This window comes from Halomonas sp. BC1 (assembly GCF_002078135.1).
GTDB classification, from domain to species: domain Bacteria; phylum Pseudomonadota; class Gammaproteobacteria; order Pseudomonadales; family Halomonadaceae; genus Vreelandella; species Vreelandella stevensii.
In genome coordinates, this window is sequence record NZ_LFGS01000019.1 from 434502 (window position 1) to 450887 (window position 16386).

16 protein-coding genes and 1 pseudogene are annotated in these 16386 nt (G+C 61.4%); 10 read left to right on the top strand and 7 right to left on the bottom strand.

What is annotated here, in order from left to right:
* The first annotated feature begins 52 nt into the window (after positions 1–52).
* The 4 genes from B7L72_RS16045 (at position 53) to B7L72_RS16055 (ending at position 3127) form a co-directional block, all read left to right on the top strand.
* Entirely contained in the window at positions 53–832 is a 780-nt protein-coding gene (locus B7L72_RS16045) for a ThuA domain-containing protein (RefSeq protein ID WP_081195484.1), read from the top strand.
* A complete protein-coding gene (locus B7L72_RS16050) occupies positions 829–1878 on the top strand; it encodes a Gfo/Idh/MocA family protein (RefSeq protein WP_081195486.1) in 1050 nt (349 codons plus the stop codon). The genes B7L72_RS16045 and B7L72_RS16050 overlap by 4 nt, the downstream gene beginning before the upstream one ends.
* On the top strand, positions 1875–2036 hold the full coding sequence (locus B7L72_RS18640; protein WP_176212905.1) for a hypothetical protein: 162 nt from the start codon (positions 1875–1877) through the stop codon (positions 2034–2036). The genes B7L72_RS16050 and B7L72_RS18640 overlap by 4 nt, the downstream gene beginning before the upstream one ends.
* Before the next feature lie 101 nt (positions 2037–2137).
* Positions 2138–3127: a LacI family DNA-binding transcriptional regulator gene (locus tag B7L72_RS16055; RefSeq protein WP_081195488.1), complete on the top strand. Its 990-nt coding sequence runs from the start codon at positions 2138–2140 to the stop codon at positions 3125–3127.
* Here the strand turns inward: B7L72_RS16055 and cdd are convergent.
* The 7 genes from cdd to B7L72_RS16090 form a co-directional block, all read right to left on the bottom strand.
* Positions 3124–3531: a cytidine deaminase gene (gene cdd / locus B7L72_RS16060; protein WP_081195490.1), complete on the bottom strand. Its 408-nt coding sequence runs from the start codon at positions 3529–3531 to the stop codon at positions 3124–3126. The two genes, B7L72_RS16055 and cdd, sit on opposite strands and share 4 nt — an antisense overlap.
* Before the next feature lie 53 nt (positions 3532–3584).
* On the bottom strand, positions 3585–4310 hold the full coding sequence (gene deoD, locus B7L72_RS16065) for a purine-nucleoside phosphorylase (RefSeq protein WP_016914679.1): 726 nt from the start codon (positions 4308–4310) through the stop codon (positions 3585–3587).
* 158 nt (positions 4311–4468) lie between these two features.
* Complete coding sequence (locus B7L72_RS16070; protein WP_081195492.1) at positions 4469–5713, bottom strand: phosphopentomutase; 1245 nt, start codon at positions 5711–5713, stop codon at positions 4469–4471.
* Positions 5713–7065, bottom strand: coding sequence for a thymidine phosphorylase (gene deoA / locus B7L72_RS16075; RefSeq protein WP_081195493.1), 1353 nt, complete (start codon positions 7063–7065; stop codon positions 5713–5715). The genes B7L72_RS16070 and deoA overlap by 1 nt, the downstream gene beginning before the upstream one ends.
* Positions 7066–7869: a deoxyribose-phosphate aldolase gene (gene deoC, locus B7L72_RS16080; protein WP_081195494.1), complete on the bottom strand. Its 804-nt coding sequence runs from the start codon at positions 7867–7869 to the stop codon at positions 7066–7068.
* An 82-nt stretch (positions 7870–7951) separates the two neighbouring features.
* Positions 7952–9235 carry a NupC/NupG family nucleoside CNT transporter gene (locus tag B7L72_RS16085; RefSeq protein WP_081195495.1) on the bottom strand — a complete coding sequence of 428 codons (1284 nt, stop codon included), beginning with the start codon at positions 9233–9235 and terminating at the stop codon, positions 7952–7954.
* A 34-nt stretch (positions 9236–9269) separates the two neighbouring features.
* Entirely contained in the window at positions 9270–10115 is an 846-nt protein-coding gene (locus tag B7L72_RS16090; protein WP_081195496.1) for an outer membrane protein OmpK, read from the bottom strand.
* A gap of 276 nt (positions 10116–10391) precedes the next feature.
* Here B7L72_RS16090 and B7L72_RS16095 point away from each other — a divergent pair.
* The 6 genes and pseudogenes from B7L72_RS16095 (at position 10392) to cyoE (ending at position 16350) form a co-directional block, all read left to right on the top strand.
* A pseudogene (locus B7L72_RS16095) lies at positions 10392–11160 on the top strand (DeoR/GlpR family DNA-binding transcription regulator).
* 266 nt (positions 11161–11426) lie between these two features.
* Positions 11427–12488, top strand: coding sequence for a ubiquinol oxidase subunit II (gene cyoA / locus B7L72_RS16100; protein WP_081195498.1), 1062 nt, complete (start codon positions 11427–11429; stop codon positions 12486–12488).
* Between the two features lie 2 nt (positions 12489–12490).
* Positions 12491–14515, top strand: coding sequence for a cytochrome o ubiquinol oxidase subunit I (gene cyoB, locus B7L72_RS16105; protein ID WP_081195500.1), 2025 nt, complete (start codon positions 12491–12493; stop codon positions 14513–14515).
* Positions 14515–15126: a cytochrome o ubiquinol oxidase subunit III gene (gene cyoC / locus B7L72_RS16110; RefSeq protein WP_081195502.1), complete on the top strand. Its 612-nt coding sequence runs from the start codon at positions 14515–14517 to the stop codon at positions 15124–15126. The genes cyoB and cyoC overlap by 1 nt, the downstream gene beginning before the upstream one ends.
* 1 nt (position 15127) lies before the next feature.
* Positions 15128–15469 (top strand): cytochrome o ubiquinol oxidase subunit IV, encoded by a 342-nt coding sequence (cyoD, locus tag B7L72_RS16115; RefSeq protein ID WP_026001799.1) that lies wholly within the window; start codon positions 15128–15130, stop codon positions 15467–15469.
* Positions 15427–16350 (top strand): heme o synthase, encoded by a 924-nt coding sequence (gene cyoE / locus B7L72_RS16120; RefSeq protein WP_026001798.1) that lies wholly within the window; start codon positions 15427–15429, stop codon positions 16348–16350. Before cyoD ends, cyoE begins: the two co-directional genes overlap by 43 nt.
* Positions 16351–16386 lie beyond the last annotated feature (36 nt).

The window sequence follows — 16386 nt, forward strand, 5'->3', positions numbered from 1 at the left end:
CCTCAGCGCTCACATTCGTGAGCAAGCACCTCTCAACGCTGAGGAGAACGACATGACACTCCGAGTCACCGTATGGGGCGAAAACGTCCACGAACAAACCAACGACGTAGTGGCGCGTATTTACCCCACCGGCATGCACCAGTGCATCGCCGATGGGTTGAATGAAGCGGAAGCGCTAACGGCCACGGCGGTCACGCTGCAGGACCCCGAGCAGGGGCTTGACGAAGAGACGCTGGAGAATACCGACGTGCTGCTGTGGTGGGGCCACGCCGCCCACGGCGACGTGCTGGAAGAGACCGTCGACCGCGTGCAAACGCGCGTGCTACAGGGCATGGGCTTGATCGTACTGCACTCCGGCCACTACTCGAAAATCTTCAAACGCTTGATGGGCACTACCTGCTCACTGAAATGGCGGGAAGCTGGTGAGCGTGAGCGGCTCTGGGTAGTGAATCCTGGCCACCCCATCGTGCAAGGGCTCGGAGATTACATCGAGCTGCCCCATACCGAAATGTACGGCGAACCCTTTGCGGTGCCCAACCCGGACGAGGTGATTTTCATCAGTGCCTTCGAAGGCGGCGAAGTGTTCCGCTCCGGCCTGACCTACAAGCGCGGTAACGGCAAGATTTTCTACTTCCGTCCCGGCCACGAAACCTACCCGATCTACTACGACGAGCAGGTAAAGCGGGTGCTCAAGAACGCCGTGGTCTGGGCGCAGCCGGAAGGCTCCCGGTGGATCGACAGCTGCCCCAACGTCCCCGCCGACCAGGCGCCCAACCCGGTCGAGATCAAGGGCGAAAGCCTGCACAAACCCGGTGAGGAGGGCTTCAAATGATCCGTATTGCGATTATTGGCGCGGGCAGCATGGCGGGGGAGCACGCCAAGCACTATGGCCGACTCGAAGGCGTCGAAGTGGTTGCCGTCTGCGACCGTGATTTTCCCAAGGCGCAGGCCTTCGCCGAGCGCCATGGCATTGCCGATGTGTACCAGTCGCTGGACGACATGCTGGCCCGCGACGATATCCACGCGGTGAGCAATGTCACTCCGGATGGCGTGCACAAGGCCACGTCGCTGGCGGCCATTGCGGCGGGTAAACACATCCTGTGTGAAAAGCCCCTGGCCACCAATGCCGAGGATGCCCATGAGATGGCCGCTGCCGCCCAGGCCGCCAAGGTCATCAACATGGTCAACCTGAGCTACCGGGACGCCCCCGCCATTCAGCACGCCCGAGCGCTGATTACCGGCGGCGCCATCGGCACCGTTCGCCACGTGGATGCCAGCTATCGCCAGAGCTGGCTGGTGAGCAACGCCTGGGGGCGCTGGGATGAGGATAGCCAGTGGCTCTGGCGGCTCTCGGAAGCCCACGGCAGCAAAGGCGTGCTGGGAGATGTGGGCGTGCATATCGTCGATTTTGCCAGCTTCCCGGTGGGCGATATCACTCGCGTCAACTGCGAACTCACCTGCTTCGACAAAGCCCCGGACAACCGCATCGGCGACTACCTGCTGGATGCCAACGACACGGCGCTGATGCGCGTGCGCTTTGCCAACGGCGCCATGGGCACGATTCAGGCGACCCGCTGGGCAACCGGGCACCACAACTCGCTGACGCTGAGCGTTCACGGCGACAAGGGGGCGATCCGCGTGGATCTCGATGCCTCCAAGGATGAAGTTCAGGTATGTCTGAACGATGACGTGCATCCCGCTCGCTGGAGCACCGTCAAGGCGCCGCCCACGCCCAGCATCTACCAGCGCTTTATCGAGAGCATTCGCACTGGGGAGAACGACCAGCCCGACTTTGCCCGGGGCGCGGCCATTCAAACCGTGCTGGATGCCTGTTTCGTTTCCAGCCTGGAGGACCGCAGCCTGGCAATTGCCAGTTGATCAGCAGATTTCATCTGACCGCCGAAGCCCAGCAGAAAGCCCACGCCATCGAGTTTGGCCGTAACCCCACGTGCCCGGTACTGTATGAGGATGACGAGGTGCTGGCCGTGCAGCAGCTGGAGGGTGAACTCTCGCGTCTGGGAAGACGCGGCTGGTAACGCAAGGGCTTGGCTAGAACGGGGTTGCTTGCGCTGAGGGCGGCGATTTTCCGCCCCGCTTTTTGTACAATCAAGCCCCCCAACGGCGGCTGAGGCCAGGCATGAAACAGCACACATCGAGCGCACCGGCGGCGACCATCCGCGAAATTGCCCGGCGTGCCGAGGTATCCATCGCGTCGGTCAGCCGAGCCTTGAACGGCAAGCCCGGGCTGAGCGACGCGCTGCGCGAGCGAATTCTGACCATCAGCCGTGAGCTGGCCTATCAACCCAGCGCCGCCGCTCGCCAACTGATCAGCGGTAAGGCGGCGGTGGTGGGGATCTCCCTTGGGCGACAGGATATCGAGCTGCGGCCCTACTACATTCTGCTCTACCAGCACCTGACCGTGGCCCTGCACCAGCAAGGCATGGTACCGGTGTTTTTTCACCACGATCAGACCCATGAGCTGCCCGAGCGGGCAGGAGCCGCGATCTTGCTGGGCGAAACGGCAGAAGATGCCAGGCCAGGCCTTCTGCAGGCAGCGGGCGTTCCCTTCGTACGGATTGGCAACGCAGGAGACGGCTTTTCGGTGGCCCCGGACGATGTCTCGGGCATTTACCAGATGACGCAGCACCTGATCGAACAGGGGCGAACGCGAATCGCGTTTGTGGGGGGAGAGCTGGACGTGCCGCGACCTCTCAGCCGCCTTTCCGGGTATCAGCGTGCCGTCACGGAGGCAGGGCTCAGCGAGCAGTGGATTAGCCTGCCGCATCGGCTGACCTCGGACTCCCTGACCAGCTATCGCCAGCTCAGCCGCTTGCTCAAGGAGCGCCCAGACGCCCCCTTGCCCTTCGATGCGCTGGTCTGTGCCACCGACGAGCTGGCGCTGGGCTGCGTGGCCGCCCTGGAAGACAGCGGTATTCGTGTGCCCTGCGAGGTAGCCGTCACCGGCTTTGACGACCTGCCCACCCTGGCCACGGGGTTGACCACCGTACGCCAGGACATTGCCGCCATTGCGACGATGAGCGTGGAGCTGCTGGGCGATGCGTTGGCAGGAAAAGCGCCCCGGCACGTGTCGCTGCCGGTGGCGCTGGTGCTGCGGGAAACGGCTTAACGCCCCGGCAGCTGCTCCGGCCCAAAAGCGTCGGGCAGCAGGCTGTCCATGGTGTAGGTTTTCAACACCTCGCCCTGTTTGGAGAGCACCATGATTTGCGTGCTGGGGGTGGCGAATTCGCGGATGCGCTGGCGGCAGTCGCCGCAGGGCGTGCAGAGGTGCTCGCCGGGGCCCATCACGTAGACCTTGGCCAGCTCGCGCTGGCCAGCGGTAATCATGGCAGAAATCGCCGAGGCTTCGGCACACAGCCCTTTGTAGTGGGCGACTTCCACGTTGCTACCGGCAAACTGCTGGCCGTCGGGGCACTCCATCACCGCCGCCACGGGGTGGTTGGAGTAGGGCGCGTAGGCGTTGCCCAGGGTGGTCAGCAGCGTGTCGACCAATGCCTGATCCGCGTGGCTCATGGCGCTATTCTCTCTCTGTGTTCAGGATGTCTATGGGCTCAAGACGCCGGGCATTACGCCTTGGCGGCGTCATCGCGCAGAACGGTGTCGAGGGCAATCACCATCATGTCGTTGAAGGTGGTTTGGCGGTCGGCGCTGGAGAGCGAGTCACCTTTCAGAATGTGGTCGGAGACGGTGCAGATGGTCAGTGCACGGGCACCAAACTCGGCGGCCACGCCATACAGGCCTGCGGCTTCCATCTCGACGCCGACGATGCCGTAGCGCTTCATCAGCTCGGCCATGTCGGTCTGCGGGTTGTAGAACAGGTCCGCCGAGAAGATGTTGCCGACTTTCACGGCGACGTTCTGCGCTTTGGCGGCTGCCACTGCGTGGCTGGCCAGCTCGAAGTCGGCAATGGCGGCCAGGTCGTGGTCATTGAAGCGCATGCGGTTCACTTTGGAGTCGGTGCTGGCACCCAGCCCGATCACCACGTCGCGCACGTTGACATCGTCACGTACCGCGCCGCAGGAGCCCACGCGGATGATCGACTTCACGCCGTAATCGGTAATCAGCTCTTTGGCGTAAATGGACACGGAGGGGATGCCCATACCGTGGCCCATGACGGAAATCTCGCGGCCTTTGTAGGTGCCGGTGTAGCCGAACATGCTGCGCACGTCGTTGACCTGGCGCACGTTCTCCAGGTAGGTGTCGGCGATGTACTTGGCGCGCAGCGGGTCGCCAGGCATCAGGACGGTATCGGCGAAATCGCCCATTTCGGCATTAATATGCGGTGTAGCCATGTCACGCTCCCATATAATTTAACGGTCTGAATCAGCCCTTCGCGGGGGCGCTGTGAACCCTTCCCTGGGCGCTACTTTCGCCATCCATGGCGAAAGACCCCCGCTACGGGCTGATTCAGACCTTGCTCGATTTTTTGCTAGAGGTTGGTTATTTGCCTTTAAGCAGCGTCAGGTAAAAAGCTCTCGCCGTCGGCCATGGCGTCTACGGCGAAGAACGCCGCAAGGGTTTGGCCAATGTCGGCAAAGGTGCCGCGCTCGCCCAACGGGCCGGGGGCGAAGCCTGCGCCGCGTACCATGATCGGCACGTATTCGCGGGTATGCTCGGTGCCTTCCCAACTGGGGTCGCAGCCGTGGTCGGCGGTGAGCAGCAGCAGGTCGTCGTCATCGAGGGCTGCCAGCAGCTCCGGCAGGCGGGCATCGAAGTGCTCCAGCGCGGCGGCGTAGCCCGGTACGTCCCGGCGATGGCCGTAGACCGAATCGAAATCCACGAAGTTGGTCATGATCATGGTCGGGCGGTCGCTGGTCTCGTTGGCGGTGCGCGCGACTTCCGCCAGGGTGGCATCCATCAGCGCGTCGTGGCCGCTGGCCTTGACCTTGTGGGTAATGCCGCAGTGGGCGTAGATGTCGGCGATCTTGCCAATCGACACCACTTCGCCCCCGGCATCGGCGAGCTTTTGCAGCACGGTGGGGCTGGGCGGCTCGACGCTGTAGTCGCGGCGGTTGCCGGTGCGCGCAAAGCTTGCGCGGTCTTCGCCAATGAACGGCCGAGCGATGACGCGGCCAATGTTGTAGGGCTCCAGCAGTTCGCGGACGGTTTCGCACAGCGCGTAGAGGCGTTCCAGGCCGAAGTGCTCTTGATGGGCGGCAATCTGGAACACGGAGTCGGCCGAGGTGTACACGATCGGTTTGCCGGTGGCGATATGCTCTTCGCCCAGGCGAGCGATGATCTCGGTGCCTGAGGCGTGGCAGTTGCCGATCACGCCGGTCAGCTCGGCGTCACGAATGATGGCGTCCAGCAGTTCGAGTGGGAAACTGTCGGTTTTATCGAGGAAGTAGCCCCAGTCGAAACGTACCGGCACACCGGCAATTTCCCAGTGGCCGGAGGGGGTGTCCTTGCCGCTGGAGATCTCTTTGGCGTGGGCGTAAGCGCCCGTCAGTTGGTCGGGCAAACTGACACCTTCCGCCACGCTGCCAGTGGCGTCGCGGTGGGCGTGGAACAGGCCTAGCGCGGCCATGTTGGGCAGCGACAATGGGCCGGAGCGCTCGGCGGTGTTGGCTTCTCCTCGCGCGCAGGCGGCAGCGATGTGGCCCAGAGTATCTGCCCCCTTATCGCCAAAGGTGGCGGCATCGGGGGCGCTACCGATCCCGAAAGAGTCGAGTACCAGGACGATGGCGCGGCGCATCAGGCTTCTCCTCGGAAGGTCTCTTGCAACAGGGTGTTGGCGGTGGCGTCGGCATCGCCGATGGTGACCGCCGCACGGAGCTGAGCAGCGGCACGGGCCGCGGCGTCTTCCGTGCGGGCGTGGACGATGGCCAGCGGGCGCTGGCTGTCGACACGGTCGCCGATTTCGACGATGTCGCTGAAGCCCACGCTGTGATCGACGCTGGCGTCGTTACGCAGGCGGCCGCCGCCCAGCTCTACCACGCTCATGCCCACGGCGCGAGTATCGAAACGCTGCACGATACCGCTCTGCTCGGGGTAGACCGCTTGAACGATCGGGGCGGTGGCCAGGTAGCTGTCCGAGCGCTCCATGAAGTCGGCGGGGCCGCCCAGTTCGCGCACCATACGGGCAAACACTTCGGCTGCTGCGCCGGAGGTCAGCGCGTTGTCCAGCTTGGCGAGGGCTTCTTCGCGGTTGGCCACCAGTTTGCCCGCAATCAGCATCTCAACGGCCAGTTCGCGGGTGACCTGCATCACGCGGCTGTTGGCTCGCTCGCCGCGCAGCAGCGCCAGGGTTTCGACGATTTCTACCGCGTTACCGGCACACGGGGCCAGTGGCTGGCTCATGTCGGTAAGCAGGGCGGTGGTGGGTGTGCCTGCCTGGGTGGCCACGTTGGCGATGCTTTTAGCCAGCTCGCGGGACTTTTCCGGGGTGGGCATGAACGCGCCGCTGCCCACTTTGACGTCCATTACCAGGGCGTCCAGGCCAGAGGCCAGCTTTTTGCCCAGAATCGAGGCCGTGATCAGCGGGATGGACTCCACGGTGGCGGTGACATCACGCACGCCGTAGATGCGCTTGTCGGCCGGGGCGAGGTTGCCGGTTTGGCCGATGATCGCCACGCCGGTGGATTTCACCACCTCACTGAAGCGCTCGGGGGCGGGGTAGGGGTCATAGCCGGGGATCGACTCCAGCTTGTCCAGGGTACCGCCGGTGTGGCCCAGGCCCCGGCCGGAGATCATCGGTACGAAGGCGCCGCAGGCCGCGACCCACGGGCCCAGCACCAGCGACACCAGATCGCCCACGCCGCCGGTGGAGTGCTTGTCCACGATGGGGCCGGGCAGGTTGAGCGAATCCCACTGCATCACGTGGCCAGAATCGCGCGTGGCGGTGGTCAATGCCACGACTTCTTCGCGGCTCATGCCATTCAAAAAGACCGACATGGTGAAGGCGCCGATCTGCGCATCGCTGATACGGTCATCGGCGATGCCCTGCACGAACGCCTTGATCTCTTCAGCGGGCAGCAGCTGGCCGTCGCGCTTCAGGCGAATCAGTTCTTGAGGGAGCAGCGCGTGGTGAGAAGCGTTGGACGACATTTAGTAGCCTCCGTTGGTGATGGAGAGCAGCGCCGCGTCAGCGCCACCGTCGAGTGTGTTCAACAAGTTGCCCAGCAGGCTGGAGGCGCCAAACCGGAAGTGTGCCGGGGTGACCCACTGCGGTCCCATGATGTCGGCTGCCAACGCCAGGTACTCAGCGGCTTCTTCTGCGCTGCGTACGCCGCCGGCGGCTTTGAAACCAACGTCTTTGCCGCTGGCCTTGATGGCCTTGAGCATGATCTCGGCGGCTTCCAGCGTGGCATTGACCGGCACTTTTCCGGTCGAGGTCTTGATGAAATCCGCGCCACCTTCGATGGCCAGCTCACTGGCACGTTGGATCAGCGCAGGGTTCTTGAGTTCGCCGGATTCGATGATGACTTTCAGCAATGCCTGGCCACCACAGGCGGCCTTGCACATTTCCACCAGCTCGCGGCCAGTCTCTTCATCGCCTGCCATCAAGGCGCGGTAGGGGAACACCACGTCGACTTCATGAGCGCCCGATGCCACGGCTTCGCGGGTTTCACGGGCCGCGCTCATGATGTCATCGCCTCCATGGGGGAAGTTGGTGACCGTGGCGATCTTGACCTGGTCATCCAGCTTGTGGGCGCTCAGCGCACGGGCTGCCGTGACGATGAACGAGGGGTAAACGCACACCGCTGCCGGGTGGCCGTAGGGGGTCTTGACCTGCTGGCACAGCGCTTCGATCACGCTGTCGGTGTCGCTGTCGTTCAGGCTGGTGAGGTCCATTAACGTCAGGGCGTGACGGGCGGCCTGGATAAGCTGGGGGGAAGCGGTGGCAGTCATGAAGTTCTCATTAATCGGTAAAAGACAAAACGGGCACTGCGTACTAAAGCAGCGCCCGTTGCGTTATCGCGTACTCGCTGCGTCAGGCGGTGAGGCTGCTCAACGCCAGGAAGAAACCGGCAATCGAGGCAGACATCAGGTTGGAGAGCGTGCCTGCCAGCACGGCTTTCACACCAAACCGAGCAATCTCCTTGCGGCGGGTCGGGGCAATGCTGCCCAGGCCACCGAGCAGAATGGCAATCGACGACAGGTTGGCAAAACCACACAAGGCAAATGACAGGATGGCCATGGTGTGGGGCGTCATCAATTGACCCGTGGCAGCCACCACCTGTTCCCCTTCAATGTAGGGAGCCAGGTTGATAAAGGCCACGAACTCGTTGACCACCAGCTTCTGGCCGATGAACGAGCCCGCCAGGGTGGCTTCTTCCCAGGGCACGCCCAGCAGGAAGGCCAGCGGGGCAAACAGCCAACCCAGAATCAGCTCCAGGCTCAATGCCTCGAAACCGAACCAGCCGCCCACGCCGCCCAGAATACCGTTGACCAGCGCGATCAGGGCGATGAAGGCCAGCAGCATGGCACCCACGTTGGCTGCCAGCATCAGGCCGGAAGTCGCGCCAGAAGCCGCTGCATCCAGCACGTTGGCGGGCTTGTCGTCCTGCTCTTTCAGCTCTTCATCGACCTTGGAAACGCTGTCGCTATCTTCCACGTTCTGGGTTTCCGGCATGATCAGCTTGGCGAACAGCAGGCCGCCAGGCGCCGCCATGAACGAGGCCGCCACCAGATACTCCATGGGAATGCCCAGCGCGGCATAGCCCGCCAGCACCGAACCCGCCACGGAAGCCAAGCCACCACACATCACCGCAAACAGCTGCGAAGGGGTCATGCGGGCAATGAACGGACGCACCACCAGCGGTGCCTCGGTCTGGCCCACGAAGATGTTGGCCGTGGCCGAAAGCGACTCGGTGCGCGAGGTGCCCAGTGCCTTCTGCAATGCGCCACCCAGAATCCGGATGACCCACTGCATGATGCCGACATAGTAGAGCACGGCAATCAGCGAGGAGAAAAAGATGATGACCGGCAGGACTTTGATGGCGAAGACGAAGCCGACATTGTCCACGTCAGCCAGCCCGCCAAACAAAAAGCCGATACCGTCATTGGCGTAGACCAGCACCTGGCTGACGCCTGCCGAAATGGCCTGCAGAACGGCCTGGCCAAACGGTACGTAGAGCACGAACGCACCGATACCCGCCTGGATCGCGAAGGCACCCAGCACGGTACGCAGGCGAATCGCCTTGCGGTCATAGGAGAAAACAAGCGCAATGGCCACCAGAGTGACCATGCCAACCAGGCTCATGATGAGGGTCATGGGAGTACCTTCGGAGCGTGAGAAGTGGGAGCGATTACAGCAAGTTTAGCTTGACTGAGTAAATCATCGCGTTCTGATAGGCGTCGGGTGTACCCAGCTTGTTCTCTGAGTAGCGATACTGCACGCCGGTGGTGATCAAGTCAGACGGGTGCCACCAAAGGCTCAATGCGCCGTTGGTCCCCACGCTCCCTGCGGTACCGTTGACGTAGTTCTGGGAAAGGTAGTCGCTGTCGCGACCGAAGGTCTGCTCGTGCCAGTTGGTCACACTGAAGTTCTGGTCCAGCGCGGTGAAGTCATAGCCCGCGACCCAGCCAGCCATGTAGCCGTTCATGCCCGTGTAGCCATCACTTTGAACCCTGGCAGCACCGATGAAGGGCTTGAACCACAGGCCGTTGGCGAACGTCGTGCGGTAGCCCAGGCCGAGAATCTGGTCCTGCTCGCGGCCATTGAAGCCGTAGTCGCGGAAGTCATAAACGTGGGCGTAAAGCGACAGCGGGCTGTCACCCAGGTAAATGTGCGAGGTCACTTTGCCTGCGGTACGGAAGTTGTCCTTGCCGCCACTGGCTTCGTCGAACTGGTCGTTGGTCGGGTTCTCGAAATCGAAGAAGCCGTAGAACTCGCCCCAGCCAAAGCCGACGCCGCCTTCGATTTCAACGAACGTGAAGTCGCTCTTGGCGGCATTGCTCGCCGTGCGCGCTTCGGTGCCGTTGGACCAGTCCAGGTAGTTCAGGGAAACGTTGGCAAACGACCAGTGCGGGGTCATTGGGTCACTCGCTGCGTCATTGGCAACGGCCGGGGCTGCGGCCAGCGCACCAGCCAGGAAAACGCCAGCGCCAAGCGTGACGAGCGAAGAAACGTAAGAGGGGGATAAAGCGGTCATGAAAGCCTCAACAAGGGTTATTACGGTGCCACGAGTGGTGGCATACCGACGTTGTGGGTCGTGCAGGCTGGCGTTAATGTTAAAATTATAACATCGAGTGTTATTTTTTTAACGTTGATTTGCAAGTATTGTCACATCAACACTACCCGAGTGTTTCATGCGCCTCATGGCGGCAAACAGAGTGGCGGGGGAGTGGAAATTCGCGGGGCGCTGTCTCAGCATAAGCGTACCTGTGCGCTGTAACCCGATAACAAGATGAATCACAAGGAGATGCCTGTGAATGACCGGAGTGCCCAGCGCCTGGCCATGTTGCAAGAAGCCCTGGCAAGCGGGGGAACCTTGCACCTGCGCGATGCTGCCGAGCTGTGCGGAGTGTCGGAGATGACCATTCGCCGAGACCTCGCCACGCAGCCATCTCCCTTGAGCCTGCTGGGGGGGCGGCTGGTGATGGCCAGCTACCCCGGCGTGACGCCGGTCTACGACCTTACCGAGCAGCAGGCCAGCCACTATCATGTCAAACATCGCCTGTGCCAGCGTGCCGCCAGTTTCATCGATGAAGGCGACACGCTGTTTATCGACTGTGGCTCTACGCTGATTCCCTTGCTGGGCCAACTGAGCCACTTCCGCGAGCTGACCGTGGTGACCTACGCGCTGAACGTGGCCAACACGGTTGCCGCGCTGCCCAACGTGCGGCTGGTGCTGCTGGGGGGGGCTGTTTCACGCCTCGTCGCAGTCTTTCGGCAGCGATGGCATGCGGGGTGCCATCGAACGGCTGGGCATCAACAAGGCGCTGATTTCAGCGGCAGGAGTAGACTGGGAGCGCGGAGTGAGCTGTTTTCACTTCCACGAAGTGGCTCCCAAACAAGCGGCGATTGCTACCGCCATGCAGCGGTTGCTGGTGGTCGATGCCAGCAAGTTCGGCGTCGTACGGCCCGCCTATTTTGCCTCGCTGGCCGATTTCGACGTGGTGATCACTGACGACGAGCGCGCCCCTGGCCTGCTGGAAAACCATCCCGCCAGCTCCCTCAGCATCAGCGTTGCCTAACACATTTGGCCGCCCCTGGGGTGCGGCAAAGCGTCTCTTTCTGATTGACGGAGATCAATGGAAAATACTTTAGTCTTAATTTATACACGCAACGTGTGGTTAAGACTCGCTACCTAGCCCTCCCGGTAGCGCATACCTTTCCCGGAGCACGTCAATCCTCGACGGTTTTGGGAAATGTATGGGGTAATAGTTAGCTTGCTACTTAGCTGGCTAGTTAGCCAGCCAGCAGCAGGCTGTATCAGCCACTCTCTCACGAGACTACACCCATGCAATTACCTACCCTTTGGCGCAGACGAGGCATTCTTGTGCTCGTTGTGCTGTGCCTGCTGTTGGCGGGCTGCAGTTCTGCATTGCTGGACCCAAAGGGGCAGATTGGCGTCGAGCAGCGCTCGCTGATTCTGACCTCCTTTGGGCTGATGCTGATTGTGGTGATCCCGGTGATCGTCATGACGCTGCTGTTTGGCTGGCGTTACCGGCGCAGCAACAGCGTTGCCAAGTACCTGCCTGACTGGGCCCACTCCAATGCCATCGAGGCAGCGGTGTGGAGCGTGCCTTGCGTGATCATCGCCGTTCTCGCCTTTCTTACCTGGCAAACCTCGCGCTCCCTGGACCCCCACAAGCCCATCGAAAGCAGCGTAGCGCCCATGGAAATACAGGCGGTGGCGCTGGACTGGAAATGGCTGTTCATCTACCCCGAGCAGGGCATTGCCAGTGTCAATGAAGTGGCCTTCCCGGTGGATACGCCGGTGCGCTTCAGGGTCAGCTCTGGTTCGGTGATGAATGCGTTCTTCATTCCCCACCTGGGCAGCCAGATCTACGCCATGGCGGGCATGGACAACGACGTGCACCTGATCGCCGATGAAGTGGGCGTCTACCCAGGCCGTTCCACCAACTACAGCGGAGCCGGTTTCTCCGGCATGACCTTCGACGCCCACGTGACCTCGCCAGCCGACTTCGATGCCTGGGTGGCCAACGTGCGTGAAGCAGGCCAGACCCTGACCTACCCCGAGGGCTACAACGCCCTGGCGACCCCCAGTGAATACCACCCGGTCGAACACTACTCGGCAGTGGCACCCGCCCTGTACGAAACGATTCTGACCAGCTTCCACGGGGGTGGTGAAGGCCACGGCGGCCATGGTGGCCACAGTGACCATGCGGCACATAGCGACGCCGTAGTTGAAGCCCACGACAGCCATGGCGAAAGCGGTGAGCTCGAGAGTGCCCAAGTGGCCTCCCATCACGCTGCCTATGGCCACGTTACCAATCAGCACGCTAGCGATGAGCACGCCATGGGCGGCCATCCTGACAGCGTAGAAGCCGGGGGTTGAACATGTTTGGAAAATTGACGCTCGACGCCATTCCGTATCACGAACCGATCATCATGGTCGTGGCGGCGTTCATGGCGATTGGCGGTGCGGCGCTGCTTGGCGCGCTCACCTATTACCGCAAGTGGGGCTGGCTGTGGAACGAGTGGTTCACCTCCGTCGACCACAAGAAGCTCGGTATCATGTATTTTGTGGTGGCCCTGGTCATGCTGCTGCGTGGCTTTGCCGATGCCATCATGATGCGTACCCAACTGGCCTTGGCGGCCGGGGGTGCCGCAGGTTATCTCCCTCCTGAACATTACGATCAGATCTTTACCGCCCACGGCGTGATCATGATCTTCTTCGTTGCGATGCCCATGGTCATCGGCCTGATGAACCTGGTGGTGCCACTTCAGATAGGCGCCCGCGACGTGGCTTTTCCGTTTCTCAACAACTTGAGCTTCTGGCTGTTTGCGGTCTCTGCGGTGCTGGTGAACATCTCACTGGTGGTGGGGGAGTTCGCCAAGACCGGCTGGCTCGCTTATGCGCCTTTATCGGGGATAGAGTTTAGCCCTGGGGTGGGGGTCGATTACTGGATATGGGCCTTGCAGATATCCGGGATAGGCACGACGCTCACCGGCATCAACTTCTTCGTCACGATCCTGAAAATGCGCACCAAAGGCATGACCCTGTTCCGCATGCCGATCTTCACCTGGACATCGCTGTGCGCCAATATCCTGATCATTGCCTCGTTCCCCATTCTGACCGCGACCATTGCCCTGCTGACGCTGGATCGCTACTTCGGCATGCACTTCTTCACCAATGACTTTGGCGGCAACATGATGATGTACGTCAACCTCATCTGGGCCTGGGGCCACCCGGAAGTGTACATTCTGATCCTGCCCGCCTTTGGCGTGTTCTCGGAAGTCATCGCGACCTTCGCCCGTAAGCGCCTGTTCGGTTACAAGACCATGGTGTGGGCCACCGTGGCCATCACGCTGCTGTCGTTCATCGTCTGGTTGCACCACTTCTTCACCATGGGCGCCGGGGCCAACGTCAACGCCTTCTTCGGCATCATGACCATGATCATTGCCATCCCCACCGGGGTGAAAGTGTTCAACTGGCTGTTCACCATCTTCCGTGGCAGCCTGGAGCTGACCTCGCCGGTGCTATGGACCCTGGGGTTCATCATCACCTTTACCCTGGGCGGCATGACCGGCGTGATGCTGGCGCTGCCAGCAGCCAACTTCGTCCTGCACAACAGCCTGTTCGTGATTGCCCACTTCCACAACGTCATCATCGGCGGCGTGGTGTTCGGCATGATGGCGGGCCTGACCTACTGGTTCCCCAAAGCGTTCGGCTTCACGCTGAGCGAAAAGTGGGGCAAGCGTTCGTTCTGGTGCTGGTTCATCGGTTTCTACGTCGCCTTCATGCCGCTTTACGTGCTGAGCTTCTTCGGTGCCGTGCGTCGCATGCAGTCCTACGCCAACCCTGAATGGCAGCCCTGGATGATTCTGGCCTGGGTGGGTGCCGTGATCATCATGATGGGCATTGCCTGCACCGTGATTCAGTTCTGGGTCAGCGTGCGCGACCGCAAGCTCAATGCCGACCTGACCGGCGACCCCTGGGATGGCCGCACGCTGGAGTGGTCCACGTCTTCCCCCGCGCCGTTCTACAACTTTGCCCGTTTGCCGGAAGTGGGCGACATCGACAGCTTCTGGTCGCAAAAACAGCGCAGTAACGAACAGCTCGAAGACGCGCCCTACACCGATATCCACATGCCCCGTAATACCGTAGTCGGCCCGGTGATCAGCCTCTTCGCACTGGTGCTGGGTTTTGCGCTGGTGTGGCACATCTGGTGGCTGGCGGGCGTCGGTGCGTTGGGCGTGGTGGTGAGTTTCCTCGCCCGTGTGTTCAACGATGACATCGACTACTACGTGCCCGCTGCCGAAGTGGAGCGTATCGAGCGTGAACATCAGCGCCGCAAAACCTCGGCATCCAGCAGCGCTGTCGATAGCGAACAAACCAACTATGTGGAGGCGCGAGCGTAATGGCCACGGATACCTTACATCACGGGGCCATCGTAGAGCCCCACGAACATCACGATGCCGCAGGCACCAAGGTCTTTGGCTTCTGGGTCTACCTGATGAGCGACCTGGTGATCTTCGGGTCACTGTTTGCCACTTATGCCGTGCTCATGAAGGGCACGGCGGCGGGGCCTACGGCTGCCGATATTTTCGAGCTGCCGTTCGTGCTGGTCGAAACCTTTCTGCTGCTGTTCAGCAGTTTTACCTTTGGCATGGGCGTGTTGGCCATGAATGCCGAGCGGGTGGGGCAGGTCAAGGCGTGGCTGGCGGTCACCTTTGCCCTGGGGGCTGCCTTCGTCGGCATGGAAGTGTATGAGTTTCATCACCTGATTCATCAAGGGTATGGGCCAGACCAGAGCGCGTTTCTGTCGTCTTTCTTTACCCTGGTGGGCACCCATGGCCTGCACGTCACTGTGGGGCTGGTATGGATTCTGGTGATGCTGGTGCAGCTTTCCACCAAGGGCCTGACGCCCATGACGCGCCCGCGTATCCTGTGCCTCAGCCTGTTCTGGCACTTCCTGGATATCGTGTGGATCTGTGTGTTCTCGTTCGTCTACCTGATGGGGGTGCTTTGACATGAGCCAATCGTCATCACATTCAGCAGCGCATTCAACGACTTCCCATGGAAGCGTTAAGTCGTATGTTGTCGGGCTTCTGCTATCTTTAGTGCTAACCGTGATTCCGTTTGCGGTTGTCATGAGCGGTGCGCTAAGCACCGCCGCGACGGTGGTGGTCATCGCTGTAACAGCCGTGCTGCAGATTCTGGTCCAGCTGGTCATGTTCATGCATATGAATACCAAGGCCGACGAGGGGTGGAATCTAATGTCCTTCGTTTTCACACTGACGATACTCGTCCTGGTGGTAGGGGGCTCTTTATGGATCATGCAGCATCTGCATCTCAACATGATGATCGGCTGAACGTGGCACCGAGCCGCTGGCGAGACCTGCTGGCGCTCACCAAGCCGGGCATCATTGGCGGTAACTTGATCGCCACGCTGGGGGGCTATTTTCTGGCCGCCCACGGCACCTTCGATGTCGTCACGTTTGCCTCGGTGATGCTGGGCATTGCGCTGGTCATTGCCTCGGGCTGTGCCTGCAACAACGTCATCGACCGGGATATCGATGCACTGATGGCGCGTACGCGCCATCGCCCGCTCGCCAAGGGGCGTATCTCGATTACCCAGGCACTGGGTATTTCGGCGCTGCTGGGCGTGGCGGGGGTCGTGTGCCTGGCGTTGGGCACCAATGGCTTGACGGTGGCGCTGGCGGTGATTGGCTGGGGCGTGTATGTCGGGGTCTACAGCCTCTACATGAAGCGCCACTCCGAGTACGGCACGCTGGTGGGCAGCCTTTCCGGGGCCATGCCCCCGGTGGTGGGCTACTGTGCCGTCACGGGGCAGTTCGATAGCGGTGCGCTGATGCTACTGGTGATTTTCTGCCTGTGGCAGATGCCGCACTCCTATGCCATTGCGATTTTCCGCTATGCGGATTATCAGCGGGCATCAATCCCGGTACTGCCGGTGGTACACGGGATCAAAATGGCCAAGCATCACATCCTGGGCTATATCGTGGCGTTTATTCCCGCCTCGCTGGCGCTGGTCCTGGCCAGTCAGGCGGGGATGGGGTATCTGTGTGTGGCGCTGGTCATGGGCGGGTACTGGCTCTACCTGGCACTGCGCGGCTATCGGTTAGATGACGATGTTCGCTGGGCCAGGAAAGTGTTTGGGGTCTCCATTCTGACGATCACCGCGATGAGTTTGGTGATGGTGCTGGAAGCCATGGTGCCCATGTGGGTGTAATGCCTAACAACGATTAAACCTGACGCAAAACCTGAA